At 74.2% G+C, this 24,379-nt stretch carries 21 protein-coding genes; 8 read left to right on the top strand and 13 right to left on the bottom strand.

Annotated elements, in window-relative coordinates:
• Positions 1–129 precede the first annotated feature (129 nt).
• From B100_RS0116550 to B100_RS0116540, 3 genes are all read left to right on the top strand, one after another.
• A complete protein-coding gene (locus B100_RS0116550) occupies positions 130–939 on the top strand; it encodes an SDR family NAD(P)-dependent oxidoreductase (RefSeq protein ID WP_024885552.1) in 810 nt (269 codons plus the stop codon).
• Between the two features lie 99 nt (positions 940–1,038).
• A complete protein-coding gene (locus tag B100_RS0116545) occupies positions 1,039–1,233 on the top strand; it encodes a hypothetical protein (protein WP_006133547.1) in 195 nt (64 codons plus the stop codon).
• Between the two features lie 217 nt (positions 1,234–1,450).
• Positions 1,451–2,290 (top strand): GNAT family N-acetyltransferase, encoded by an 840-nt coding sequence (locus B100_RS0116540; protein WP_024885551.1) that lies wholly within the window; start codon positions 1,451–1,453, stop codon positions 2,288–2,290.
• A 596-nt stretch (positions 2,291–2,886) separates the two neighbouring features.
• Here B100_RS0116540 and B100_RS34860 read toward each other — a convergent pair.
• Both B100_RS34860 and B100_RS0116525 read right to left on the bottom strand, forming a co-directional pair.
• Positions 2,887–3,795: a hypothetical protein gene (locus tag B100_RS34860; RefSeq protein WP_024885550.1), complete on the bottom strand. Its 909-nt coding sequence runs from the start codon at positions 3,793–3,795 to the stop codon at positions 2,887–2,889.
• Complete coding sequence (locus tag B100_RS0116525) at positions 3,795–4,220, bottom strand: hypothetical protein (protein ID WP_024885549.1); 426 nt, start codon at positions 4,218–4,220, stop codon at positions 3,795–3,797. The genes B100_RS34860 and B100_RS0116525 overlap by 1 nt, the downstream gene beginning before the upstream one ends.
• A gap of 117 nt (positions 4,221–4,337) precedes the next feature.
• Between B100_RS0116525 and B100_RS0116520 the strand changes: the two genes are divergently transcribed.
• The 5 genes from B100_RS0116520 (at position 4,338) to B100_RS0116500 (ending at position 12,750) form a co-directional block, all read left to right on the top strand.
• On the top strand, positions 4,338–8,564 hold the full coding sequence (locus tag B100_RS0116520; protein ID WP_024885548.1) for a CHAT domain-containing protein: 4,227 nt from the start codon (positions 4,338–4,340) through the stop codon (positions 8,562–8,564).
• Positions 8,565–8,665: 101 nt separating this feature from the next.
• Entirely contained in the window at positions 8,666–9,346 is a 681-nt protein-coding gene (locus tag B100_RS0116515) for a hypothetical protein (RefSeq protein ID WP_024885547.1), read from the top strand.
• Entirely contained in the window at positions 9,346–10,374 is a 1,029-nt protein-coding gene (locus tag B100_RS0116510) for a protein phosphatase 2C domain-containing protein (protein WP_024885546.1), read from the top strand. The genes B100_RS0116515 and B100_RS0116510 overlap by 1 nt, the downstream gene beginning before the upstream one ends.
• Entirely contained in the window at positions 10,371–11,987 is a 1,617-nt protein-coding gene (locus tag B100_RS34855; RefSeq protein ID WP_024885545.1) for a DUF4189 domain-containing protein, read from the top strand. The genes B100_RS0116510 and B100_RS34855 overlap by 4 nt, the downstream gene beginning before the upstream one ends.
• 79 nt (positions 11,988–12,066) lie before the next feature.
• Complete coding sequence (locus B100_RS0116500; RefSeq protein WP_024885544.1) at positions 12,067–12,750, top strand: phosphatase PAP2 family protein; 684 nt, start codon at positions 12,067–12,069, stop codon at positions 12,748–12,750.
• A 24-nt stretch (positions 12,751–12,774) separates the two neighbouring features.
• On the opposite strand, the gene B100_RS0116495 is transcribed toward B100_RS0116500, so the two are convergent.
• Genes B100_RS0116495 through B100_RS0116445 form a run of 11 tightly spaced genes read right to left on the bottom strand, consistent with a single transcriptional unit; the run spans position 12,775 to position 24,379 of the window.
• Complete coding sequence (locus tag B100_RS0116495; protein ID WP_037722955.1) at positions 12,775–14,085, bottom strand: glutamate-1-semialdehyde 2,1-aminomutase; 1,311 nt, start codon at positions 14,083–14,085, stop codon at positions 12,775–12,777.
• A gap of 11 nt (positions 14,086–14,096) precedes the next feature.
• On the bottom strand, positions 14,097–14,672 hold the full coding sequence (rfbC, locus tag B100_RS0116490) for a dTDP-4-dehydrorhamnose 3,5-epimerase (protein WP_024885542.1): 576 nt from the start codon (positions 14,670–14,672) through the stop codon (positions 14,097–14,099).
• Positions 14,669–15,874: a polysaccharide pyruvyl transferase family protein gene (locus B100_RS0116485; protein ID WP_024885541.1), complete on the bottom strand. Its 1,206-nt coding sequence runs from the start codon at positions 15,872–15,874 to the stop codon at positions 14,669–14,671. Before B100_RS0116485 ends, rfbC begins: the two co-directional genes overlap by 4 nt.
• Positions 15,875–15,885: 11 nt before the next feature.
• The gene (locus B100_RS0116480; protein WP_024885540.1) at positions 15,886–16,833 is read right to left on the bottom strand and encodes a glycosyltransferase family 2 protein; all 948 of its coding nucleotides are present in this window, start codon (positions 16,831–16,833) and stop codon (positions 15,886–15,888) included.
• Positions 16,830–18,128, bottom strand: a complete 1,299-nt coding sequence (locus tag B100_RS0116475; RefSeq protein ID WP_024885539.1) for a membrane protein — start codon at positions 18,126–18,128, stop codon at positions 16,830–16,832. Before B100_RS0116475 ends, B100_RS0116480 begins: the two co-directional genes overlap by 4 nt.
• Before the next feature lie 5 nt (positions 18,129–18,133).
• On the bottom strand, positions 18,134–19,417 hold the full coding sequence (locus tag B100_RS0116470) for a DUF4910 domain-containing protein (RefSeq protein ID WP_024885538.1): 1,284 nt from the start codon (positions 19,415–19,417) through the stop codon (positions 18,134–18,136).
• On the bottom strand, positions 19,405–20,430 hold the full coding sequence (locus tag B100_RS0116465; RefSeq protein ID WP_024885537.1) for an SDR family oxidoreductase: 1,026 nt from the start codon (positions 20,428–20,430) through the stop codon (positions 19,405–19,407). Before B100_RS0116465 ends, B100_RS0116470 begins: the two co-directional genes overlap by 13 nt.
• A gap of 4 nt (positions 20,431–20,434) precedes the next feature.
• Positions 20,435–21,082 (bottom strand): PIG-L deacetylase family protein, encoded by a 648-nt coding sequence (locus B100_RS0116460; RefSeq protein ID WP_024885536.1) that lies wholly within the window; start codon positions 21,080–21,082, stop codon positions 20,435–20,437.
• The gene (locus B100_RS0116455) at positions 21,079–21,882 is read right to left on the bottom strand and encodes a glucose-1-phosphate cytidylyltransferase (protein WP_024885535.1); all 804 of its coding nucleotides are present in this window, start codon (positions 21,880–21,882) and stop codon (positions 21,079–21,081) included. The genes B100_RS0116460 and B100_RS0116455 overlap by 4 nt, the downstream gene beginning before the upstream one ends.
• Positions 21,879–23,114, bottom strand: coding sequence for a class I SAM-dependent methyltransferase (locus B100_RS0116450; RefSeq protein WP_024885534.1), 1,236 nt, complete (start codon positions 23,112–23,114; stop codon positions 21,879–21,881). Before B100_RS0116450 ends, B100_RS0116455 begins: the two co-directional genes overlap by 4 nt.
• Positions 23,111–24,379, bottom strand: a complete 1,269-nt coding sequence (locus tag B100_RS0116445) for a glycosyltransferase (protein WP_024885533.1) — start codon at positions 24,377–24,379, stop codon at positions 23,111–23,113. The genes B100_RS0116450 and B100_RS0116445 overlap by 4 nt, the downstream gene beginning before the upstream one ends.

The raw sequence follows: 24,379 nt of genomic DNA, 5'->3' as shown, positions 1-24,379 counted from the left end.
GACGTGGGGTGCGGCGCGGTCCCGGCGTGCGGGGCGCGCCACCGCGCGGGTAACCGAGCGGGTGGGCGGGAAACGTCGCCCGCGGCGGACGGGGTGCGTGATGCGGACCCCCGGGGTTACTCGTCCCGCATGACTGACACACGGCCACTCGCACTGATCACCGGCGCGTCCAGCGGCATCGGCCTCGAGCTGGCCCGGCAGTTCGCGTCGCACGGCTACGACCTCGTGGTGAACGCCGAGGACGAGGAGCTGGAGTCCGCCGCCCGGAACCTGCGGGAGTCGGGCGCACAGGTGCGCGCGGTGCGCGCCGACCTGCGGACCGGCGAGGGACGGTTCCTGCTCCTGGACGCGCTCGACGGTCTGACGGTCGACGTCGCCGCCCTGAACGCCGGGGTCGGCCAGGGCGGCGCCTTCGTCGACACCGACCTCACCGACGACCAGGAGGTCATCGACCTCAACGTCACCGCGACCGTACGGCTGGCCAAGCCGCTGCTGCGGGCGATGGCGGCGCGCGGCGAGGGGCGGCTCGCCTTCACCTCGTCCGTCGCCTCGCAGATGCCCGGCTCCTTCCAGCCGGTCTACAACGCCTCCAAGTCGTTCGTGCAGTCCTTCGCCCAGGCGCTGGCGGAGGAGGTGAAGGACACCGGTGTGACCGTCACGTCCTTCATGCCGGGTCCGACGGAGACCGAGTTCTTCGACCGGGCGGACATGAGCGAGGACACCCGCATGGGCTCCATGAAGAAGGACGACCCCGCGCAGGTGGCCGAGCAGGCGTTCGAGGCGATCGTGAAGGGTGAGAAGAAGGTCGTCACCGGGTCGTTGATGACCAAGGCGCAGGGCCTGGCCGGGAAGGTGCTGCCCGACGGGGTGAAGGCGGCGGCCCACCGGCGGATGGCCGAGCCGGGGACGGGGGACGGTGAGGGCTCGGGACCGAAGTGATCCGGGGACGCGCCCGGGCCGGGTGTTTCGGCGCGGGCCCACGAGTCACCCGGTGAGCGGCAGGGAGAACGAGGCGCAGGCGACGCAAGGAGGAAGCCGATGTCGAACCCGCAACAGCCCGAGCTGCGGCGCAGTGACAAGGGCGGGGCCACTCCGCAGGACAGCGAGGCCCGCAAGGCGTCCCAGCCCGGCCGGGGTGCCGGCGGCCACGCCCACGGCACCGACCGCGGCAACAAGGGTGGCGGCCGGGGCGGCGGCAAGCCCCCGGAGCAGCAGCCGGACCATCCGGCCTGAGGAGTCGTCGACCGACGAGGGGCGCGCCGTGAGACACGGCGCGCCCCTCGCGTGTGCCCGGGCGCAGGAGTGCCGGAGTGCTGGACGCAGGCTGCCGAGTGCAGGCATGAATAGATTACATATGATATCTATCATGTGGACGGCGTGCGCGTACCGGAGGCAGGATGACGGCGGGGGCGACCGCCGCACCCGGTACCGACAGCAGGAGAGCACGACGATGGCATGGACCGTCACCGGCAGTCCCAGGCTGTTCCGGCGGGAGGCCGGCGCCTTCGTCTCCGCGCGGCCCGACCGGCACACGATGCTGCTGTCCGCGCTCGACTCGCTCGAGCGCGCCCCGCTCGCCGGCGCCCTGGCGGGTGCCCGCCTTGGCTGGTGGCGTGAGGCGTCCGACGCCCGGGTGACGGCGGCGTTCGTCGGGACGCCGCACCTCACGGTCGCCACCGCCCTCCCGCCGGACGCCGTGCGCGGCCTGGCCCGGTCGCTCCTCGCCCACGCCCACCGGTACGCCGGGCTGATGACCGACGAGGCGTCCGTGCACGCCTTCGCGGCGGCCTGGGAGAAGGAGACGGGCGCGGCCCCGGGCACCGGGCCCAGCCTGCGCCTGCACCGACTCGACCGCCTCGCCCCGCCCGTCGACGCGCCGCCGGGAGCGGCACGCGTGGCGACCGAGGACGACCGGCCCCTGCTGCGCGCCTGGTGCGACCGCTTCGTCGCCGAGGCGGGATCGCTCGGCGCGGACCTGGACCGGTTCGTCGACGAGCGGATCGCCGAGGGCGGCTGGCGGATCTGGTCGGTCGACGGCGAGCCCGTCGCGACGGCCGCCATGACCACCGTCGTGGCCGCCACCGCCCGCATCACCCCGGTGTACGTGCCGCCACCGCACCGTGGGCGCGGTTACGGCGCTGCGGTCGCCGCCGCCGTGTCCCGCGCCGCGCGCCCCGCCGGCGCGGAGCACGTGCTGCTGTTCACCGACCTGTCCAACCCGGTGAGCAACCGCCTCTACGCGCGCATCGGTTACCGGCCGGTGGCGGACTACCGCATCGTGACGCCGTAGGCGCCGACGAGCATGACCGACACCATGCGCACGGACGGCCACCCCGGACACCTGGCACTCCGGACTCCTGGACCGGCTGTACGCCAATTTCCGCCATCCTCACCGGTCGGGAGCAGCAGGTGCGGGGGCATCACCGACCACTACCGCAGCGGCCTCGCCCAGCCGCAGTTTCAACGGCGTGGTCCGGCTGCGGCGGCCGGCGGAGGCGGGGAGGCCGTCACCGCCGCCGGCGAGGCGCTCGCGGGGGTGCCCTGGTGGTGGGTGGGGCAGGACAGTCCCGTGGGCACGCGGGAGGCGCTCACCCGGCACGGCCTGACCGAACTGGGGTCCCTCCCGGTGATGGCGCGCCCCCTCGACCGGCTCGGCCCGGCACCGCGCACACCGGAGGGCGTACGGATCGTCCCGGAGCCGTGCGCGCCGGGCACGACCGCGGCATGCGCCCCGCGGCCCTCGTCGCCAGCCCGGCGGGCGAACCGCTGCACGGGCGGCTGGAGTTCACCACGGTGTCCGAGTACCGCCTGTTCGCGCCACCCGGCGCCGGCGGCACCGCGTAGCCGCCCTCCTGCCGCCAGGCGCCTCCGCGCATGGAAGCGGCCTTACGTGTTCCCGGACTCGTCCCGTTCCGCGAGATGGCGGGCGATCGCGTGGCCCAGTGCGAACGTGGAGGCGTCCTCGTCGGCCCGCACGCTCAGGCGCTCCGCCAAATCCGTCAGATGCAGGTCGACCGCCGACTCCACGCTGGTGGCCAGCAGCTCCGCGGCGTCCCGGGCCCGGACCACGGCCGTGGCGAGTACCCCGACCCCGATGGCCGCGCCGGGCCACCACACCACCCCCAGTGCCATGTACAGCAGTGCCCACCCGGCGAGGCGTGCGGCGGCGTCGTACGCCTGGCGGGCGGCGGCGACGTCGGCGCGCGGCGCCTCGGGCAGCAGGGTCCATAACCGTGGCCAGGCCGACTCCAGTTCGAGCCCGTAGCGGCCCTTCACCCGGGATGCGACCCTGGTGAAGGTGTCACCGATCCGGGTCGGACTCTCTGGCTTCCGCGTCCCGTGCCGCCGGGCCGCACGGCCGGCGTGGGCGAGCAGCAGCCGTTTGCCGCGTCCCCGATGTGTGACGAACCGCGCGACGGCGCGCCGCGCCCGCTCGTCCAGCCGCCGCCGACGGCTCAGCCGCCACCGCAGCATCCAGGAGTACGGCGGCCCGGCCCCCGACGCACCCCACAGCCGTTGAAACGCGCCGCCGAGTGCCCCCGCCGCCAAGCCCGCCGCGCCCGCCGCCAGCAGGGCGCCCGCCACGGCCAGCAGAACCGCTGACGCGCTGCGCCCCGCCCGTTCCCGCGCCACGTGGTCCAGCCACGCGGACAACTGTCCGATGTCGAACGGGTGCGCGTGGCCGAGCCGTAGGGCGACCACCGCCGTCCCGATCCACAGCAGACCGGCCAGGACGACCGTCTGCAGCCAGCGCTCCGCGATCCGGGTGCCGATCCCCGTCAGCAGCGCGGACATCAACGCGGGGGAAACGCGTGCAGGGAAGTGCCGCCCACCGCGCAGGCGGGCGGGGCGGTCGTCGCCTCCTCCGGGAACACCACCCGGCCGCAGCGGCTCCAGGGGCACACCCATGCGTCCACCGCGCCTTCCGCGGCGGACCCGAACCCGGGGGGCAGGCGCCCGTCCCCGGGGCGTGCGTCGGCCGGACCGCGGACGTCCAGCGTGGCCAGACCGTGGAGGGCGCAGGCCTCCTCGATGGCGTCCAGCAGATCCTCCAGCCGTGCGGGGAGGTTCCGGTCGTCGGAGGTACCGGACGTGGACAACAGACCGAGGAGTGCTGTCAACTGCGGTCCGGCGCCGGCGGCGTCGATCTCCGCCGCCATCGTGCCGTGCCGGGTGAGCTGGTCGCACAGCCGTCCCAGTCGGTCCCGCACACCCGTCACGGCCCTCACCTCCGGCGTCCCGCGATCGCACCGTTCAGCAGTCAACTGCGGTTCCGTGCCTCAGGATTGTCAGAGTACCGCTGCGCGATCATCCGCACACGGACAGAGAGGAAAGCGATGCCCGACCGGCACGAACTGCTCGCCGAGCTGCGGGGACGGGTCGAACATGCCCGTGACACCGGGGACGACCGCGCGTTGCGGACGGCCGGTGCCGCGCGAGCGGCCACGTTGCTCGCCCCGGCCGCGGGCCCCGCCCCCGACCCCGACAGCGCCGCCGTCCTGGGCTGGTACCACTGGCTGTGCTTCCGCCCCGGCGACGCGGACGGCCAGGAGAACCTGGTCCAGGCGGTGCGTTTCCTGGCCGGGGTGCACGCCGTGGACCCGGGCGCGGTGCCCCAGGAACTGACACCCGCGTACGCCGGCGACGAGCGGGCGGCGACCACGGACGCGGAGGAGGCCTTCGAGCTGGGTGTCCTCCTGGCGCTCGCCCACGAGCGGGACCGGACCGTTCCGCTGAACCGTGCCACGGCCTTCCTCCGTCTCGCGGTCGAGCGGGGACTGGCCGACCCGCTCGACCGCGCGATGGCCCTGAACAACCTGGGGTGCACCCTGCGCATGACCCACGAGACGACAGGGGACGGAGCGAGCCTGGACGAAGCCGTCGGGGCGGCCCGGGAGGCGGCGCGGGCCACATGGCACCCCGAGCACGCGATGTTTGTGAGCAACCTGGGACTCACGCTGTTCCAGCTGTTCGAACGCGACGGCGACATGGCGGTACTGGAGGAAGCGGTCACCGTCTGCCGCCGGGCGGTCGTGGCGACCCGCCCGGGTCATCCGCAACTGCCCCGGTACCGCCTGCACCTCGGGATGCTGCGCGGCAGATGGGCCGAACTGCACGACGACGCCGCCGCGGGCGCGGAGGCGATCGCGCTGCTCGGACAGGCCGTGTCCGCCACCGACGCCCGCGAGCCCTCCCACGGCGCGCGTCTGGCACTGCTGGCCGGCCTGCTGGCGGCGCAGTTCAGGCGTACCGGCGACACCACGGTTCTCGACGAAGCCCTCAGCGCCGGCCGGCAGGCCGCCGCCGCTGCCCCCGAAGGACACCCGCAGCGCGGCGCGGCACTCCTGCTTCTCGCAGAGATCCTCGAGGTGCGGGGCGTTCAGGGCCCCGACCTGGACCTGCTGCGGGAAGCGGTGACCACCGCCCGTGGCGCTCCGGCCGTCACCGGCACGTCGGCGCGCGCCGGACGCCTGCACCGGATCAGCTGGTGCCTGCAGTCGCTGGCCGAGGCTTTGCCCGCCGGAGACGAGGCAGACGCCGCCGCGGCCGAGGCCGTCGCCTTCGCGCGGGAGGCGGTGGCCGCCGCCCCGGACGCGACGTTCCGCAACGGGCTGAGCCGGGCGCTGCTCGTCCGTTTCCAGCGCACCGGGGACCCCGAGGCGGCGGCCGAGGCGGCCGACGCCGCCCGGGCCGCCGTCACCGCCTCGACCGCGGATGACCCGGCACGCCCCGGCTGGATGGGCAACCTGGTGTTCGCCCTGTTCCGGCTGCACGACGTCGTGGGCGGGGACGGCATCCTCCAGGAGGCGATCACGGTCGGCCGCGAGGCCGCCGCCGCGCTGCCCGAGGGCCACCGGCACCGGCCCGCCGCGCAGTCACACCTCGGCGCGGCGCTGATCCGGGCGTACGAGCACACCGGACGTCAGGCGTACGCGCGGGAGGCGGTAGACCGTCACCGCAGCGCAGTCGCGGAGTGCCGCGACCCGGCCGCCGCGTACAAGTGGCAGATGAACCTGGGCATGGCGCTCGCCTCGCTGGCGCGCAACTCCGGTCTGCGGGAACCGGCCGAGGAGGCGGTCACCGTCCTGCGTACGGTTCTCGAGGCCATGCCGGGCACCCATCCGGAACGCGGCACGGTGCTCAACAACCTCACCCACGCACTGACCCAGTTGTTCGTCCACGCCGACGATCCCGCCGTGGTGCTGCGCGACGCCGTCCGGACCGCCCGGGCCGCCGTCGCCGCCACGCCGGCCCGTCACCCCTACCGTGCCCTGCACCTGAACAGCCTCGCCCTGGTCCTGCAGACACTGGCGTGGCAGACGGGCGACTCCGCACCGCTCGCGGCGGCGGTCGCGGCCGGCCGGGACGCCTGCAGGGCGGCTCCCCGCGGCCACCCCCACCGGGCGATGTTCCTCGGTAACCTGTGCTCCGCGCTGCGGATGTCCTACGCCCGGGCAGGGCGGCACGAGGACATCCTGGAGGCGGTCGAGGCATGCCGTGAGGGGCTGGGGACGCTGGCCCGGGACCACCCCTACCGCGTCCGTCTGCTGCACCAGCTCGCCGAGGCGCTTCTGCTCCGCAGCCTCTGGGCCGACGATCCGGACCTGGCGGCGGAGACGATCGGGAGCTGCCGGGAGGCCGCCGCCCCACAGGACGACGGATCGGCCTCCCTGTGGGGCACCGCCCTCCTGTCCCGCGCGCTGCTGCTCGCCTTCCTGCGGAACAAGGACGTCACCCTGCTGCGCGAGGCCGTCGCCCACTCCGCCGACGTCGTCGCACGCGTCGGGCCGGAGCCGCCGGACCGTTCGGCCGCCCTCAACCAGCACGCCACCGCGCTCTACCTGCTGTACGACCGCACCGGCGAGCACCACCTGCTCGAGGAGTCACTGGCTGCCGCGCGCACGGTGGGTGCGGACGAGTCGGCCGAGCCCGAACTGCGGGTCGTCGCCCACCGCCTGCTCGCCGCGTGGTCCGACTCCCTGGAGGCACTGGCCTCGGCCGAGGCGATCGTCGCTCTGCTGCCCCGGCTAGGCAGCGGGGCCCTGGACCGCGGCGACCGGGGGCAGTTGCTCGGTGGCCTCGGTGCGGTGGCACCGGCGGTCGCCGGCGCCGCGATGTCGGCCGGGCGCCCGCGGCAGGCCGTGGAACTGTTGGAGCAGTCCCGGGGCGTGCTGACCGCGGAACCCCTCGCTGCCGTCGGCGCCGATCTCGACCGGCTTCGCTCGGCCGCCCCGGAACTGGCCGACAAATTCGTCGTGTTGCGCAGCCGTCAGGAGGCTCTCGACCTGCCCGGGCCCTCGGGCGAGGAGTCGCCCGTCACACCCGAGTCCCTGGCCGTCGTCCGGCTGGAGACGCAGGCGGCGTGGCACGACGTGCTGCGGCGGATCCGCGCACTGGACGGTTTCGGCGACTTCCTCCGGCCTCCGCGGGCCGCCGCCCTCACCACGGCGGCCGCCGGGGGCCCGGTCGTCTACGTCTACTCCACACCCAGGCGGTCCGACGCGCTCGTCCTGACCGGTGATCCCGAGGACCCGGTGTCGGTGGTGCCGCTGCACGGCCTGCGGGAGGCCGAGGCCGCCGAGCGGGTCGTGGAGCTGCAGGCCGCCCTCGGCCGGTCCGTCGACCCGTCGGTGGACCCCTCCGCGCGCAGGGTCGCCCAGGACGAGGTGTTGGACGTCCTGGCCTGGCTCTGGGACACCGTCGCCGAACCGGTGCTCGCCGCCCTGGGCCACACCGAGCCCCCGGCCGCCGGGGGACCCTGGCCGCGACTGTGGTGGTGTCCCGTCGGGCACCTGGCCCACTTGCCGCTGCACGCCGCCGGTCATCACAGGGACTTGCTCGACCCCGACGGGACGCCGCACAGGCACGCCCCGCGTACCGTGCTCGACCGGGTGATCTCCTCCTACACCGCCACAGCTCGCGGCCTCGCCCGTGCCCGGGCGGCCCACCCACGCACCGCCGGCAGGGCCCCCGCGGTCCGCACGGCGGTCGTCTCCGTCCCCGAGGCGCCCGGCGCCGGATCCCTCCCGGGCGCCACCGCCGAGGCCGACCTGCTGTCCCGGCTGGTCCCCGGCGCGACGGTGCTGACCACACCGACCCGCTCGGCCGTGCTCGACCTCCTCCGCAACCACCAGATCGTCCACTTCGCCTGCCACCACAGGCCCGCCCGGATCGACCCCTGGCAGGGGACGCTGCTGCTGCCCGACCACCGGACGGACCCGCTGACCGTCTCCGACGTCTCCGTGCTGCGGCTGGACGGCGGGCTCGCCTACCTGTCCGCGTGCTCCACCATGCTGACCCGGCTCACCGACGAGGCGCTGCACCTCTCCGGCGCCTTCCAGCTCGCCGGTTACCCACACGTCGTCGGCACGCTGTGGCCCGTCGGCGACCGGCCCGCCCAGCAGCTCGCTGCCGACTTCTACGGCCGCCTCACCCAGGACGGCCGCCGCCCGCCCGACCTCGACGGCGCGGCCGTCGCCCTGCACCACGCCGTGCGCTCCTTGCGCGCCAAGTACCCACGCACGCCCACGCTTTGGGCCGCCCACACGCACACCGGCGTGTGATGGAGATTGTGCGAAGGAGCCACGCCCTTCGCATGACTCTTGTCTACTTGCGGGGACATGCACGGAAACGGCATGACGATGACGAACGGGGGAGAGTGCGCATGGCGGAACCGAGGGGCGTGCTGTTGCCGGCCTACGTCCTGGCCGACGAGTCGGGATCCATGGCGCCGTACCGGAACGACCTCACCGGGGGCCTGGTCTCGCTGTGCGAGGGCCTGCGGGCGGAGCCGATGGTCTCCGCGAAACTGCGGCTGACCGTACTGGGATTCTCCGACGACGTTCAGGTGCGGCTGGAGATGGCCGACATGCGGTCCGCGACCAGCCTGCCCGAGGTCGCCGTCCGCGGCCTGACCGACTACCAGGCGGTGTTCGACGACCTGCTGACGCGCATACCCCGCGACGTCCGGCGGCTGCGCGGTGAGGGGTACAAGGTGCACCGCCCCGTGGTGTTCTTCCTCAGCGACGGACAGCCCACCGACGGCGGGGCCTGGCGCCTTCCGCACGGCATGCTGACCGACAAGGCGCAGACCCCCGCCGCACCCAACATCGTCGCGTGCGGCATAGGCGACGCCCAGGCCGCCACCATGGTCGAGGTGGCGACGCGCAAGGAGTTCGCGTTCGTCGCCAAGTCCGGTACGGATGTGGGTCAGGCAGTCGCCGAGTTCTTCCACGCGCTGACCGCCAGCCTGGTTGCCTCGGGCCAGTCGCTGAACGCCGGCAGCCCACAGCTCGTGGTGAACCGGCCGGACCAGTTCACCATGGCCATCGACGAGGTCGGCTGATGACGGGGCCCGGCCACCGTTTCCCCGGCCACGGGGGTGACGCCCCCGCCGGCACCCCGCCTTTCGTCCCCGGCATCCCCGCGCGGCCCGCGCACCCGCCCGTCGCCCCTGGGGCCCCGCACGCCGTCGAGGAGGCCGCACGCTGGCGGCGCCCCACGGTGGGGGAGCCCGGCCCGGAGTTCGAGGCGCGGCCGCCCACGGGCCCGTTCGCCCACGACTGCCCGGACACCGAGTGCGACGGCTGGTCCACCCCGGGGCTCACCCTGCGGTTCGCCTCCGTCCGGGGTGCCAAGCACCGTTACTACGGCCGGCCCCGGCAGGACTCCGCCCGGGCCGCCGTGCACGAGCCCACGGGCAGCACGGTGTTCGCCGTCGCCGACGGCGTGTCCAGCGCCACGCACGCCGAAGTGGGTGCCGCCGAGGCATGCCGGACGGCCGTACGGCGCATGCTGGAGCTGCTGTCCACCCGGCCCGGTCCGCCGGACCTGCGCGACGTGGCCCAGCACGCCGCCGCGCGCCTGGGGGAGTTGGCCAGGTGGGACGCGGGCGGCGCGGAGCCCGGACCGGACGAGGTGACGGGCCGGTACGCGACGACACTCGTCTTCGGCGTGGCACGCCACGACGCCGCGGGATGCGCGGTGGACATCGGCCGGATCGGCGACTCCGGGGCCTGGCTGCTCGATCTCGCGGACGGCAGGTACCAGGCGCTGTTCGAGACGAAGACCGGCGGGGACGGCGCGATCGTCTCCAACGAGGTGAACCCGCTGCCCCGGGTGCCCGACCCGCTGCCGTACGCGGGCGTCCGCCCGGCACCCGGGCAGGCCGTGCTGATCGGCACGGACGGTTTCGGTGACCCGCTGGGCGACGGCGACGGGCCGGTCGGCGCGCTGTTCGCCCGGTGCCTCGGCGCGCCCGAACCGCCGTCCCCGCCGTGGCTCGCCCATGTCCTGGACTTCGGCAAGGAGACCTTCGACGACGACCGGACGCTGCTCGCGCTCTGGCCCCGTACCGGCGCGGGGGCGCCATGACGCCCGGCGGCCCGCCCGTCGTCGACCACAGGACGCTCGCCCTTGGCCGCCGGCTCGGCCAGGGCGGGCAGGGCACCGTGCACGAGGTGACCAACAAGAAGGTCAGCAGCTCGCACGGCGGCGGCTGGGACGCCGTGTACAAGGAGTACACGCCGGCCGTGCTCCCGCACCTCGACGTGCCCGCGCTGGAAGCGCTGGTGCGGGTGACGGACGGACTGACCGCCGCGCAGGGCCGCTGGCTGTGCGAGCGTACGGCCTGGCCCGCCGCTGTGGTTCGCAGACAGGGCGTCACCTGCGGATTCCTGATGCGCGCCGTGCCGGACCGCTTCATGTTCGACCTGCGCGGCCTGCAGGGGAACACGGCGGCGGGGCGGTGCCTGGCGAACTTGGAGTATCTGCTCAACGACGACGCCTACGTGGCCGGCATCGGACTGGTCATCAGTGAACGCGACCGGCTGCTGCTCCTGGCGGACCTCGCGGACACACTGGGCCGGCTGCACGCCATGGGCATGTCGATCGGCGACCTGTCCCCCAAGAACCTGCTGTTCACGACCGGTCGGCGTCCTGGCTGCTTCCTCATCGACTGCGACGCCGTGCGGCTGCACGGTGCGACCACCCTGCCGCAGGCCGAGACCCCCGACTGGGAGGTCCCCGCCGGCGAGCAGAAGGCCACCCGGGCGAGCGACGCGTACAAGTTCGCCCTCCTCGCCGTACGGATGTTCGCGCGCGACCAGACCTCCGCCGCTCCCGCCGCCCTGGCCTCGCTCAGCCCCGAGCTGGGTCGGCTGGCCCGGGCGGGCCTCGGCCGGAACCCGGCGGCCAGACCGGCACCGGCGCAGTGGGCCGCGGTGCTCGGTGCCGCGAGTCGCACCGCGTCCACCAGGCCCGCCGCGGCCGGCGCGCGGACCGGACGGACCCATGCGGGCGCCCCGCCGCCCGGCGGCACACGGACACCTTCCGGCGCCGCCCCGCCACCGCCACCCCCTGCCGGGAGGCCGCCGGCTTCCGGTCAGGGCGGCAGGAAGGGCGCCGGTGTCGCCGTCGCGGTCGTGCTGGGCGTCGTGGCCCTGTTCGCCCTGGAGGCCGCGCAGGACGACAACGGCGGCGGCTCCTCCCACACCGCGGCGGAGAGCCCCTCGGTGCCGGGCTTCGGTGACGGTACCTCGTCGGAGGACGACCTGACACAGGAGGACCCGCAGGAGGACGACCCGGCGGAGGACGACTACGCGGAGAAGGACCCGCCTGCGGAGGAGTACCCCGAGGAGGAGTCCGAGCCCGAGCCGGACACGGTCCCGGAACCGCCCCCGCCTCCTCCGCCGCCCCCCTCGCCGGACTACTACGGGGCGATCGCGGTGAGCCAGGACGGCGGGTACGGCAGGGCGTGGGACCACCGCAGCCGCGCCGCGGCCGAGGCGGCGGCGCTGCGCAGCTGCAACCGTACCGACTGCAAGGTGCTGTCCAGCTTTGTCAACAGTTGCGGAGCGGTCGCCTACAACCCTGCCACGAACTACTACCACGGTGGGGACGGTGCCTCGGAAGGCGAGGCCACCCGGGACGCCATCGCCCGCGTCGGCGGCGGCAACTGGATCACGTGGGTGTGCACCACACGGTAGCCGGTACGTCACCGGCACTTTGCCCGTCAACTCCCCGCATGTAGGCGTCGGTTAGGCTGACGAGGGACGTTTCACGGGGGTGGGCGGCACGGTGGCGGTGACGGACGGCAGGGCGATCGTGGCGCCGGTGGTTCCGGCGGCGCTCCGCGGACGGCTCGCGGCCGTGGCCGCGCTCGCCGCGCTGGTGGTCCTCGCGCTCGGCATGCGTTACGCCGGTGACGCCGGGCCCGGCCGGACGGACGCCCGGATCGGCGAGGCGGCGTACGGGGTCGGCGCCCCGTGGTGGCACATCGCCTCCGCGACGGACTTCCTCGGCGACCCGGCGGGCGCCCTGCTCCTGCTCGCGGCCGGCGTGACGGGCTGCCTGCTGCTGCGGTGGCAGCGCGCCGCCGTGCTGCTCGTCGCCGGCAGCGGTGCCGCCGTCGGCGTGACGAAACTGCTGAAGCCGCTGGCCGCCCGCACCATCAACGGCGACGACAACCTCGCCTTCCCGAGCGGCCACACCGCCTTCCTCACCGCGTTCGCCCTCACCGTCGCGCTGCTCGCGACGGGCCGGCTCGGCCTCGGGCCCGCGGCCGGAACGGCGCTCGTCCTGGGCGCCGCCTCGGCCGCCGGAGCCGCCATGGGATGGGCGCAGGTCGCCACCGGAGCGCACTACCCGACCGACACCGTCGGCGGCTGGGGCACCGCGCTCGCGGTGGTGCCGGTGGTGGCGTGGGCGGTCGACCGGGCGGCCGACGCCCTCCGCCACCGCACCGGCTGACGGGACCTCACAGGTCCTGGCGCCTCACGCCCGCCGGCGGAACACCGGCCGCACCGGCCGTCCCCCCAGCCACGGCGTCGGGTCGCCCGCGTCCAGCGCCTTCCGGTACACCGCGCACGCCTGGCCCACCACGTCCACCGTGCGGTCGACGTCGGCCTCGTCGAGCGCGGCGCTCACCACGAACGACGGCGCCAGCACCCCGCCCGTCAGCATCCGGCGCAGGAACAGCGTCCGGTACTCCTGCGACGGCCGCCCCCGCTCGTCCAGGGTGGCGAAGACCAGGTTGCTGGCCCGGCCCCGGACCACCAGGTGGTCGCCCACGCCCATCGCGGCCGCCGCGTCCCGCACCCCGGCGGCCAGCCGCTCGCCCAGCGCGTGCAGCCGCGCGGTGACGCCCTCCTCGGTGTAGGTGGCCTGCACGGCCATCGCCGCCGCCAGCGCGTGCGTCTCCGCCCCGTGCGTGGTGGACAGCAGGAACACCCGGTCCTCGTCGTGGCGCGGCCCGCCCCGCTCCATCAGCGCGCGGCGCCCGGCCAGCGCGGACACCGCGAAGCCGTTGCCCAGCGCCTTGCCGAACGTGGACAGGTCGGGGACCACCCCGTACAGGCCCTGGGCGCCCGCCTCCGACCAGCGGAAACCGGTGATCATCTCGTCGAAGACGAGCACGCAGCCGTGCCGGTCGGCCAGCTCGCGCAGCCCGGCGAGGTAGCCGGGCGGCGGCTCGGTCTGCGCGGCCGGTTCCAGGATCAGGCAGGCGATCTCGCCCCGGTGCCGGTCGAGCAGCTCCTCCGTGGCGGCCAGGTCGCCGTAGGGGAACGTCACGGTCAGCTCGGTGGTCTCCGCCGGGATGCCCGCGGACATCGGCGTGGTGCCGATGAACCAGTCGTCGACGGAGAAGAACGGATGGTCGGCGCAGAGCGCCACCCGGGCGCGCCCGGTGACGGCGCGCGCGAGACGCACCGCCGCCGTGGTCGCGTCCGAGCCGTTCTTCGCGAACTTCACCATCTCGGCGGTCGGCACCGTGGCGAGGAACCGCTCCGCCGCCTCCGCCTCCACCACGGACGGCCGGACGAAGTTGCTGCCGCGGTCGAGTTCCCGCCGTACCGCCGCAAGGACCCGGGGATGGGCGTGGCCGAGACTCACCGACCTGAGCCCCGAGCCGTACTCGATGTAGCGGTTGCCGTCGATGTCCCACACATGGGCGCCCCGCCCGTGACTGATGACCGGAGCCAGGTCCTGCGGGTACTGGTCGTCGCCCTTGGCGTAGGTGTGCGCGCCGCCGGGGATCAGGGCGTGCAGCCGCTCGTTGACCGCCTGCGACCGGGGCAGCCGCATCTCCTCGCCGCTCACGCCGGCTTCACCCCCGCCCGCCGCGCCTCCAGCGTCGGCAGGGCCTCGGCCAGTCCCGGTGCCTTGCGGTCGCGTTCGGACGTCGCCGTGACGGGCAGCGGCCAGGGGACGGCCAGTTCGGGGTCGTCGAAGGCGATCGTCACGTCCTCGTCCGGATCGTGCGGCCGGTCGATGCGGTACGAGGTGTCGGCGGTCTCCGTCAGCGCCTGGAAGCCGTGCGCGCAGCCCGCCGGGACGTACAGGGTCGCCTGCGTCTCGCCGGACAGCTCGAACGTGGCCCGGCCCAGGTACGTCGGTGAGCCGGGCCGCAGGTCCACGACCACGTCGAAGACCCGCCCGGACGAGCAGCGCACCAGCTTGGCCTCGCCGGCGCCGGACCGCAGGTGCATGCCGCGCACCACGCCCCGCACCGAACGGGACAGGCTGTCCTGGACGAAGGCGGCCGGGTCGATGCCCGCGGAACGCACCACGTCCGCGTCGAACGTCCGGCAGAAGAAGCCGCGTTCGTCGGCGAACGGCGTCGGCTCGAACAGGAACGCCCCGGCGATCGCCGGGACCTCGGTCACCTTCATGGGGTCTCCTGTCGTACGGGGGCCGGGGCGGGGTCGGACCCGGGTAACAGGGCGGACAGCGCGGCGAACTGCTGCCGGACCCGCCCCACGAGCACCCGGTCGCGTTCGGCGAGGATCCGCCGCACCCGCGACCGGTTCCGCTCCAGCTCCCGGAACTGCTCCAGCAGCCGGTCGGCGTCGATCTCGCGGGCCGAGTGGCAGTAGGCGCCCACGCCCATGTCCGCCATCAGCCGGTCGCTCTTGGCCGCGTAGCTCACGGCGAGCGCCGGGGTGCCGACCTTCAGCGCGCAGACCAGGTTGTGGTACCGGGTCGCCACCACCGCGTCGGCGACCGTCATCTCCTTCATCAGATCGCCCAGGGACGCCGTCGCGGCCGCGGTGACCATCGGCGAGTCCACCGCCTCGATGATCGCCTCGGCCACCGGCCGGTCCACGTCGTCACCGGTCAGCAGCCGCACCGTCCTGCCCTCCGCGGCCAGCGCGCCGACGAACCGCGTGATGCCGTCCAGGTAGCGGCGGTTCAGCTCGCCCGCCCGGTCCCGCTCGTCGTTGCTGCCGTGGAAGTCCATGACGCCGACGCAGACCGGCCCGGGCGGGCCCGACAGGTCGCCCCGTGGCGGGGTCGGCAGGGCGAACACCAGGTCCGTGTGGACCGCGTCGCGCGTGGTGTCCACGCCCATGGCCCGCATCGCGTCGCGGGACAGGGTGTCCCGGTACGACCGGTACGCGGCCAGCCGCGCCGCCCACCGGGTCAATAGCCGCACCGGCCGGCTGCCGGTCCCGGACGCGCCGACGGCGACGAGCGCGACCCGGGAGCGGAACACCCGGCCCCACCCGCACAGCAGGAACAGCGAGTACGGCAGGCCCCAGGGCCTCAGCGGCAGCGTGCTCTCCAGGATGCCGGTGCCCGGCACGACCACCACGTCGTGCCGGCGCACCCAGGCCGCGATGCGGAAGGCGTCCACGAGCTTGCCCAGGCCCTTGCCCGCGATGTCCTTCAGCCGCGAGGCCGTGCGGTACTCGCCGCGGTACCAGTGCAGCCGGGTCGCCGGGATCCCGTACCGCGCCGTGACGGTCTCGGGTCCGCCGCACAGGGCGTCCACGACCGCGTCCGGGTGCGCGGCACGCAAGTGGTCCAGCACGGCCTCCAGCGACCCGTCGTTGCCGACGTTGCCCGATCCGAACAGGCCGAAGATGCCCACACGAGGGGACGTCACGCGTCCCCCCTCTCGCGTCCGGCGACCAGGGCGTCGACGGAGACCGCCTGCTCGGCCGGGTCCACCGGGGCCCGGTCCTCGACCCGCTCGCCGGCGCCCGGCCGGACCCGGCTGGTCGCCCACGCGGCCAGATGCCGGTAGCAGGCGCGCCGGTCGGCGGCGGACAGCGGCGCCCGTTTGACCGCCGACGCGAACCCCCAGACGTACTCGGCGAGCAGCCGGGGCGTCGGGTGCAGCGGCCCGGCCCGGCGCGGGTCCAGGTTGACGCAGCGGGCGCGCTTGGAGGGGTTGGCCCGCTCGGCGCGGGTGGGGTGGTCGCGGCGGAAGTACAGCAGCTCAGGCACCTGGTGGAAGGGGCCGTGCAGGGTGATCTCGGCGACGAATGTGCGGTCCGCGTGGTGGTAGCTGTCGTGCGGCCTCACCCGCCGCAGCACGTCGGCGCGCATCACTCCGTAGAAGTCGTCGCCGCCGGGCTCGAACAGCAGGCTGCGGAACCGCTCCGGGGCGTGCGGCGAGGAGGTGTTCAGTGTGTACGCGTACGGCACCTTGACCTTGCCGTCCTCGTCGATGACCGCCTGGTCGCTGTGCGCCAGGATCACGTCCGGCCGCTCGTCCAGCGCCTCCACGCAGCGCCTCAGCAGGTCACGGGCGTACAGGTCGTCGTGCGAGGCCCACTTGAACAGCTCGCCGCGGCACTCGGTGAAGACGTGGTTGTGGTTCGGCGCGGCGCCGATGTTCCGGGGCAGCCGGATGTACCGGATCCGGGAGTCCTGCTTGGCGTAGCGCCGGCAGATCTCCTCGGTCCCGTCGGTCGACGCGTTGTCGGATATGACCAACTCGAAGTCCTCGTACGTCTGGCCGAGCAGGGCCTCCAGCGACTCGGCGAGGTACTCCTCGCCGTTGTACACGGGAAGGCCGATGCTCAGCCGGGGTTGCGCGGTCATGACGTCCTCACTTCACGGATGAGATCTCGGTGGTGCTCGCGCAGTGCGATCCTCAGGTGCAGCCACCACGCGGCCGAACCGCACACCGACGCGGCGGCGGCGCCCCAGGCCGAGCCGACGGTGCCGCCGAGGGCCGCACCGCCGATCCCTAGGCCGACGTAGCAGACGGAGGCGAAGATCTGGCACCGCAGACTGAGCCGGGCCGCGCCGAGCGCGCGCAGCCCGGCGGCGGCTCCGGTGCCCACGCCGGCCCCCGCGACACTGAGGGTGGCCGGCACGATGAGTTCCTTGGCGGCGGGCCAGACGTCGCCGAGGACGAGCTCGCCCGCCCGGTCCGGCATCAGCAGCAGCACGCCGCCCCACAGCAGGGCGGCGACCGCCTGACCGCCGCCCAGGAGCAGACAGAACCGGCCCAGCCGGTGCGGGGCCTGCCGCAGCATCCGCGCCGCCTCCGCGACGGTGACCAGCGTCAGCCCCATCAGCACCGCCGTGAACGGGCCCTGCAGCAGTTCGGCGCCCCGGACGACACCGACCGCGCCGACGCCGACGATCGCGCCGAGCCCGTACGCGCGCAGTTGGCTCGCTCCGCTCACGCACGTGTTCTCGACCAGGTACCGGAGGCCGAGGTCACGGTGGTCGCGGATCCACGGGCGCGCCCCCGCGGGCCGCGGCCGGATGCCCGACTGCAGCCAGCCGTACGCCCCCGCCACCGCCGCCGACCCGCCCCAGGCGAGCACGAACGCGGGCACGGTGCCCGCCTGGGCCGCCACGACCATGGCGGGGATCAGCGCCACGCCCCACACCACGTCGTTGACGAACGCCTTCCGGCCGACGCCGGCCGCGAAGAACGAGTACCTCCAGGCGTCCTGCAGCAGCAGCCCCGGCAGGACGACGCCGAGGCAGGCGAACGCGGCGCCCACGCTGCCGCCGAGCAGCGGCCACAACGCCAGGCACAGCGTCCCGATGCCGGCGCCGACCACCAGCGAGGTGCCCGTCGACCGGGCCACCGCCTGCCGCCAGGACGTCTCGGACACGGCGCTGAAGCGCACCACGAGCGGGTCGGTGGCCACTCCCCGGGAGACGCTGAGCACCACGCCGTAGGTCACCCAGGCCAGGCTGAACACGCCGAACGCGGTCAGTCCCAGCGAGCGTGCCACGTACACGCCCACGGCGAAGTTGGACAGGCTGGAGGCCGCCTGGTCGGCCAGCCCCCACGACAGCCGCCCCGCGACGGCCCGCGTCACGGTGCGGGCCGGCCGCGCCAGCGCCGTCGCCTTGTCCCCCTCGGTGGCCATCCGCCTCACACCTTGACCAGTCCGGCCCCGTGCAGGGCGTCGGCCGCGGCGGCCACGGTGTCGAAGGGCAGACCGGACCGCTCGGCCACGTCCAGCAGCCCGTGCTCCCCGTCGGAGAGGCTGAGCACCCACAGCATCGCCATCTGGGCCTCCTGCGCGTCACTGCGGCCGCCCAGCGCCTCGTACAGCCCGCGCCGCCCCAACTGCGGCTCCCCGTACGGGCTGAGGTTCACGTACCGCCGGTCGCGGTCCAGCACCCCGAACACCTCGCGGCACACGGCGAGGGTGTCCTCCATCGCCTCCGGGGAGACGAAGTCCGGGTCGTCCGCCGAGGTGTGGTACTCGGGATATCCGGCGTACGGGGTCCTGCTGAGCGAGCCCACACCGAGGTCGAAGCCCGGCGAGCAGAACTGCCGCTCGTCGTAGCCGTACGGCGTGAAGTCCCGTATCGCGTGCGGACGTCCGGAGGTCTCCAGCACGTGCCGCGTCACCCGGTCGATCCCGGCGTCCCCGCGCCGGCTCCGCTTGTACGTGAGCGCGCCCCGGTCGCCGGCGCAGGCCAGCACCAGCCCGTGCTTCACCCGCTCCACCCGCTCGGCGTTGCGGGCGAGCCAGGTGATCGCCCCGATGGTGCCGGGCGCGAACAGGAACCGGTAGGTGTGGTACGGCGTGCGCTCCGCCAGCGACCGGGCGAGGAACGCCGCCACCGCGATGCCGGCCAGGTTGTCGTTGGCCAGCGACGGGTGGCAGACGTGACTGGAGACGATCACCTCGTCGGACACCTGCCCGGGCACCACGTGCTCGGCGTAGGTGAGGTGCCCGTCGGCGAGGGTGGAGTCGACGCGCACCTCGTACTCGCCGTCCGGCAGCGCGTCCAGGGTCTCCTGCGTCAGACAGAAGCCCCAGTCCGGCTTGTAGTAACTGGTTCGGTACGGAATCCACTTCGGGTGCTCCGGCAGCGTGTGCAGGTGCGGGCGCAGCTCGGACAGCGGCATCCTCGCCGACACCGGCACGCTGTAACCCAGCACGTGCAGGCTGGAGTCGGCGAAGTCGACGACCCGCCGGCCGGAGGCGTCGGCGATCCACGCCTCCCGGATGTTCCACTCCTGCGGCACCGTCCAGTCGAGCACCTGCGTGCCGGTGGGCACCTCGTGCACCTCCAGCGGCAGGTACTCGCCGACGACGTCCAGGGTGGCGCGCACCCCGTCGCCGGTGATGCTCCGGCACAGCGGGTACAGCCGCCGCACCAGGGCGTGCATCTCCTCGCCGGGCGTGGTCACGACCGCCACCGCAGGGTGCCGTCGACCTCGCCCGCGTCGGACGCCGCGCGCAGCACGGCCAGCCGGGTGAACCGCTGCTCGAACGCCTCCCGGGTCAGCCCGTGCGTCCGGTAGGCGTCGGCGAGTTCGAGCGCGCCCCGCTTCACCGTCCACTCGCACCGGAAGCCGGGGATCGCCGCCCGGAACCGGGAGAAGTCCACCCGGTAGGAGCGCGGGTCGGCGCCCGTCTCCCCGGTGATGACCACCTTGGAGCCGTCCACCGCCTCCGCGACCTGGTGCGCGATCTCCGCGACCGTGACGTTGTTGGTCTCGCTGCCGATGTTGAACGCCCGGTCGTGCACCGCCTCCCGCGGCGCCTCCAGAGCGGCCGTGAACGCGCCGGCGATGTCCGCGGCGTGCACCAGCGGACGCCACGGTGTGCCGTCGGAGAGCACCAGCACCTCACCGGAGAGCAGCGCGTGGCCCACCAGGTTGTTCAGCACGATGTCGGCGCGCAGCCGGGGCGAGTACCCGAACGCGGTGGCGTTGCGCATGTACACCGGGCTGAAGCCGCTGTCGGCCAGCTCGTGCAGGTCGTCCTCCACCCGCACCTTGGACTCGGCGTACGGCGTCACCGGGCGCAGCGGGGCGTCCTCGGCGACCAGTTCGTCCCCGCCGGCGGCGCCGTAGACCGAGCAGGTGGAGGCGTACAGGAAGCGCCGCACCCCCGCGTCGCGGGCCAGCCGGGCCAGCCGTACGGACGCGTGGTGGTTGATGTCGTAGGTCAGTTCCGGCGCCAGCGCCCCCAACGGGTCGTTGGACAGGGCGGCCAGGTGGATCACGGCGTCCACCCCGGCCACGTGGTCGGCCGTGACGTCCCGCAGGTCCACCCGCGTCCCCGGCGGGTCCGCGGGCGCCGGCCCCAGCACGCAGTCGGCGAACAGGCCGGCGTCCAGCCCGACGACCTCGTGTCCGGCGGCCCTGAGCACCGGGGCCATCACGGTGCCCAGATAGCCCTGGTGTCCGGTGAGCAGTACGCGCAAGGTTTCAACCCCCCAGGTCGACAGTGAGTTTGGTGACGGCGAACGCCTCGGCGTAGCGCGCGTTGCTTTCGATGCCCCGGATCCGGGCGAGCCCCAGGAAGGCCTCCCGGTCGTACCAGGGCCGGTGCCGCTGCGAGGGGTAGTGCTCCTGCAGCAGCCGCACCTTGTCCTCGGCCGCCTGGGGCGTCAGCGGCTGGTACACCACCGGGCGGCCCAGGTCCCCGTCCCATTTGACGATCTCGTAGCCGAGGACGAGGTGGTCGCGGAACGCGGTGGTCATCAGCTTCGCGAGGCCCCGGTGGTCCTGGTGCGCGTCCTCGGTGCGCGGGGCGAGCACCAGGTCGGGTTCCGTGCGGGCGCGCAGCTCCTCGACCGCGGCCTTCGCGTCCGTCCAGTGCGCGGGCAGCCGGCCGTCCGGCATCTTGTCCACGGTCAGCCGCAGATCGGCGCCCGGGCAGAAGGCGGCGAGCGCCTCCTGCTCCTCCTGCTCGCGCTCGGTGCCGCCGCCGGAGAGCACCAGCGCGTCGACCCTCAGGCCCGGGTGGGCCCGGCACAGGGACAGCAGGGTGCCCCCGGCGCCGATGGCGATGTCGTCGCAGTGCGCGCCCACGGCGACGACCCGCTCCAGACGTCCCGTTCCCAGCCGGATCACGCGGTCCCCACCCCCGCCTCGGTCCGCTTCCGTTCCCACACGGCCCACGGGCGGTCGCCCCGGGCGTAGGCCTCGTCGAGCGCGGCCCTTTCCTTCACGGTGTCGGTCGGCTTCCAGAAGCCGCGGTGCTGGTGCGCCACCAGTCTGCCCTGCTTGGCCAGTTGGCCGCATCCGTCGGCGACCAGATCGCCGTCCTCCGGGATGTGGTCGAAGATCTCCTGGCGCAGCACGAAGTAGCCGCCGTTCTCCCACAGCGGCAGTTCGCTCACCGGGGTGATGCCGCCCACCAGGCCGTCCTCGCCCAGCTCGACGCAGTGGAACGAGGACTGCGGCGGGACCACCATCATCGACGCGCCGGCGTCCCTGCGGGAGAACCGGTCGATCATCTCCGGCAGCGGGGCGTCCGTGAGGACGTCCGCGTAGTTGGCGAGGAACATCTCGTCGCCGTCCAGGTGGTGCCGCACCCGGCGCAGCCGCTCGCCGATCGGCGACTCGATGCCGGTCTGCGCGAAGGTGATGGTCCAGTCCGCGATGTCGGTGGACAGCAGCTCCGTCCGCCCGCCGCGCAGCACGAAGTCGTTGGACGTGGTCTCCTCGTAGTTGAGGAAGAAGTCCTTGATGTGGTGCGCCCCGTAGCCCAGGCACAGGATGAACTCCTTGTGCCCGAAGTGCGCGTAGTAGCGCATCACGTGCCAGATCAGCGGGCGCGGGCCGACCATCGCCATCGGCTTGGGGACGTCGTCGGACGCCCCGGCGCGCATGCGCAGCCCGTAACCGCCGCAGAACAGTACGACCTTCATCGCTCGACCTCGACAATGCTCAGTTCCGGGATGGGGAAGACCAGCCGGCCGCCCCACTCGTGCACGAAGGACAGCTGCTGGACCAGCTCGTCCCGCAGGTTCCAGGGCAGCACCAGCACGTAGTCCGGCCGGTCGGCGGCGATCCGGTCGGGCGGCAGGATCGGGATGCGGGTGCCCGGGGTGTACCGGCCGTGCTTGTAGGGGTTGCGGTCGACCGTGTACGGCAGCAGGTCGGGCCGGACGCCGCAGTGGTTGAGCAGGGTGTTGCCCTTGCCGGGGGCGCCGTACCCGACGACCGTCCTGCCGGCCTCCGCCGCGTCGATCAGGAACCGCAGCAGGTCCCGGCGCACCTTGGCCACCCGGGCGGAGAACTCGGTGTACCCGGACAGCTCCTGGAGCCCGGCGGCCTTCTCCCGGGCCAGGACGTCGGCCACCCGCCTGCCGGGCTCGCCGGCCACCTCGTCGGGCCGGGCCCACAGCCGCAGCGAACCGCCGTGCGTGGGCAGCAGCTCCACGTCCACCAGCGTCAGCCCGCCGCTCGCGAGCGCCCGGATCGCGGACGCCACCGTGTAGTACTGGAAGTGCTCGTGGTAGATCGTGTCGTACTGGTTCTCCTCGATCAGGGTGAGCAGGTGCTGCACCTCGATCGACACCCAGCCGTCGTCGGCGACCAGCGCGCGCAGGCCCTTGGTGAACCCGATGACGTCGGGGATGTGCGCGTACACGTTGTTGGCCACCACCAGGTCGGCCGGGCCGTGTTCGGCGCGCACGGCGGCGCCGGTGTCCGGGCTGAGGAACTCCGTCACCGTGGGCACGCCCGCGTCCCGCGCGGCGGCGCCGACGTTCACCGACGGCTCGACGCCGAGGCAGCGGATGCCGCGCTCCACCACGTGCCGCAGCAGATAGCCGTCGTTGCTGGCCACCTCCACCACGAAGGAGTCGCCGCCGAGGTCCAGCCGCGCCGCCGCGTCCGCCACGAAGGTGCGCGCGTGCTCCACCCAGGAGGAGGAGTACGACGAGAAGTACGCGTACTCGCTGAACGTGTCCTCCGGCGTGATCAGCGGCGGGATCTGCGCCAGCCAGCAGTCGGTGCAGACCCGCAGGTGCAGCGGGTACGCCGGTTCCGGCGCGTCGAGCTGCTCCGCCGCGAGAAAGCTCTCGCACGGCGGGGTGGCCCCCAGGTCGACGACGCTCTCCAGCGCCGTCGAACCGCACAGTCGGCAACGTGTCATCTGCTTCCCCCATCCCGCTCGCGCAGGTCCCCCCGGCGCGAGCCCGTGTCCGTCTCCCCGCGCGACGGGCCGTCCGCCCCGCCGTGTCCCGCGATCGCGGCGCGGTACCCCTCCACCAGGCGCTCCAGCCCGACCTCCGGGCTGAACCCCCGCTCGTAACGGAGCCGGGCCGCCCGGCCCATCTCCTGGTTGTGGCCGCCCTCCGCGGTCACCCGGCGCAGCGCGGCGGCCAGCGACGCGGCGTCGCCCGGCCGGTGCAGCAGCCCGGTCACCCCGTCCTCCACCAGCTCGGTGAAGGCGCCGTGTCCCGAGGCGACGGCCGGCACACCCGCCGCCATCGCCTCCACCACGACCAGCCCGAACGCCTCCTGCCACGTCGACGGGGCCACCACGGCCACCGCCTCCGCCACCGCCCGCCGGCACCGCACCCGGTCGTACAGGCCGACGTAGCGCACGTCGTCCCGGCCCGCGGCCCAGGCCGCCACCTCCGCCTCCAGCGGGCCCGTGCCGGCGATCACCAGCGGCACGCCCACCCCGCCGTCGGCGGCGAGCTCCTCCCACGCGGCCATCAGCACCCGGACGCCCTTGACCTCCGCGAGCCGCCCCAGATACAGCAGATGCTCGCCCTGGCCGGTGCGGCGCACCTCCGTCTCGGGCACGAAGTTGTGCTTCACCACGAGCCGTTCGGCCGGCATCCCGGCACCTACCAGGACCTCGCGCTGCGCCGCGGAGATGCAGAAGAACCGCTCCACGCCCGACCACCAGCGCCGCCGGTTGACCGACATGCTCACCGCGAGCGGCACCGTCGCCAGGCTGCTGCCCCGGTAGCAGCCGTGCCGGACGGCGGGCAGCGGCGCCCGGCCCACGCACGCGGTGCACGGCGAGCCGTCCCGGTGCAGCGTGCCCGGCGGACACACCTGGGTGTAGTTGTGCAGCGTGGCCACGGCCGGCACGCCCGCGTCCGCGCAGGCGGCCAGCACCGCCGGCGACAGCAGTGGGAAGACGTTGTGGATGTGCACCACGTCCGGCCGTTCGGCGCGCAGCCGCTCGGCGAGCCGCGTGCGCACCGCCGGGTTCCACGGCACCAGCAGCGGGATCGCGGCCTTGGCGGGCAGCGAGCGGGCCGCGATGTCGTCGCTGCGCCGCTCGAACACCCCGACCTGGTGGCCGCCCTCCCGCAGCAGCGCCACCTCCTGGTCGACGACCTTGTTCTCCCCGCTCGGCTGCGCCGACGCGTAGCGGTTGTGCACCACCATGACGTGCAT

The sequence above is a fragment of the Streptomyces sp. CNH189 genome (assembly GCF_000527195.1).
This window is presented reverse-complemented; position numbering and strand designations above follow the sequence as displayed.

Coding starts and splice junctions, on each gene's coding strand:
- B100_RS0116550 (WP_024885552.1), top strand. CDS start 130: ATGACTGACACACGGCCACTCGCACTGATCACCGGCGCGTCCAGCGGC.
- B100_RS0116545 (WP_006133547.1), top strand. CDS start 1,039: ATGTCGAACCCGCAACAGCCCGAGCTGCGGCGCAGTGACAAGGGCGGG.
- B100_RS0116540 (WP_024885551.1), top strand. CDS start 1,451: ATGGCATGGACCGTCACCGGCAGTCCCAGGCTGTTCCGGCGGGAGGCC.
- B100_RS34860 (WP_024885550.1), bottom strand. CDS start 3,795: ATGTCCGCGCTGCTGACGGGGATCGGCACCCGGATCGCGGAGCGCTGG.
- B100_RS0116520 (WP_024885548.1), top strand. CDS start 4,338: ATGCCCGACCGGCACGAACTGCTCGCCGAGCTGCGGGGACGGGTCGAA.
- B100_RS0116515 (WP_024885547.1), top strand. CDS start 8,666: ATGGCGGAACCGAGGGGCGTGCTGTTGCCGGCCTACGTCCTGGCCGAC.
- B100_RS0116510 (WP_024885546.1), top strand. CDS start 9,346: ATGACGGGGCCCGGCCACCGTTTCCCCGGCCACGGGGGTGACGCCCCC.
- B100_RS34855 (WP_024885545.1), top strand. CDS start 10,371: ATGACGCCCGGCGGCCCGCCCGTCGTCGACCACAGGACGCTCGCCCTT.
- B100_RS0116495 (WP_037722955.1), bottom strand. CDS start 14,085: ATGCGGCTGCCCCGGTCGCAGGCGGTCAACGAGCGGCTGCACGCCCTG.
- rfbC (WP_024885542.1), bottom strand. CDS start 14,672: ATGAAGGTGACCGAGGTCCCGGCGATCGCCGGGGCGTTCCTGTTCGAG.
- B100_RS0116480 (WP_024885540.1), bottom strand. CDS start 16,833: ATGACCGCGCAACCCCGGCTGAGCATCGGCCTTCCCGTGTACAACGGC.
- B100_RS0116475 (WP_024885539.1), bottom strand. CDS start 18,128: ATGGCCACCGAGGGGGACAAGGCGACGGCGCTGGCGCGGCCGGCCCGC.
- B100_RS0116455 (WP_024885535.1), bottom strand. CDS start 21,882: ATGAAGGTCGTACTGTTCTGCGGCGGTTACGGGCTGCGCATGCGCGCC.
- B100_RS0116450 (WP_024885534.1), bottom strand. CDS start 23,114: ATGACACGTTGCCGACTGTGCGGTTCGACGGCGCTGGAGAGCGTCGTC.
- B100_RS0116445 (WP_024885533.1), bottom strand. CDS start 24,379: ATGCACGTCATGGTGGTGCACAACCGCTACGCGTCGGCGCAGCCGAGC.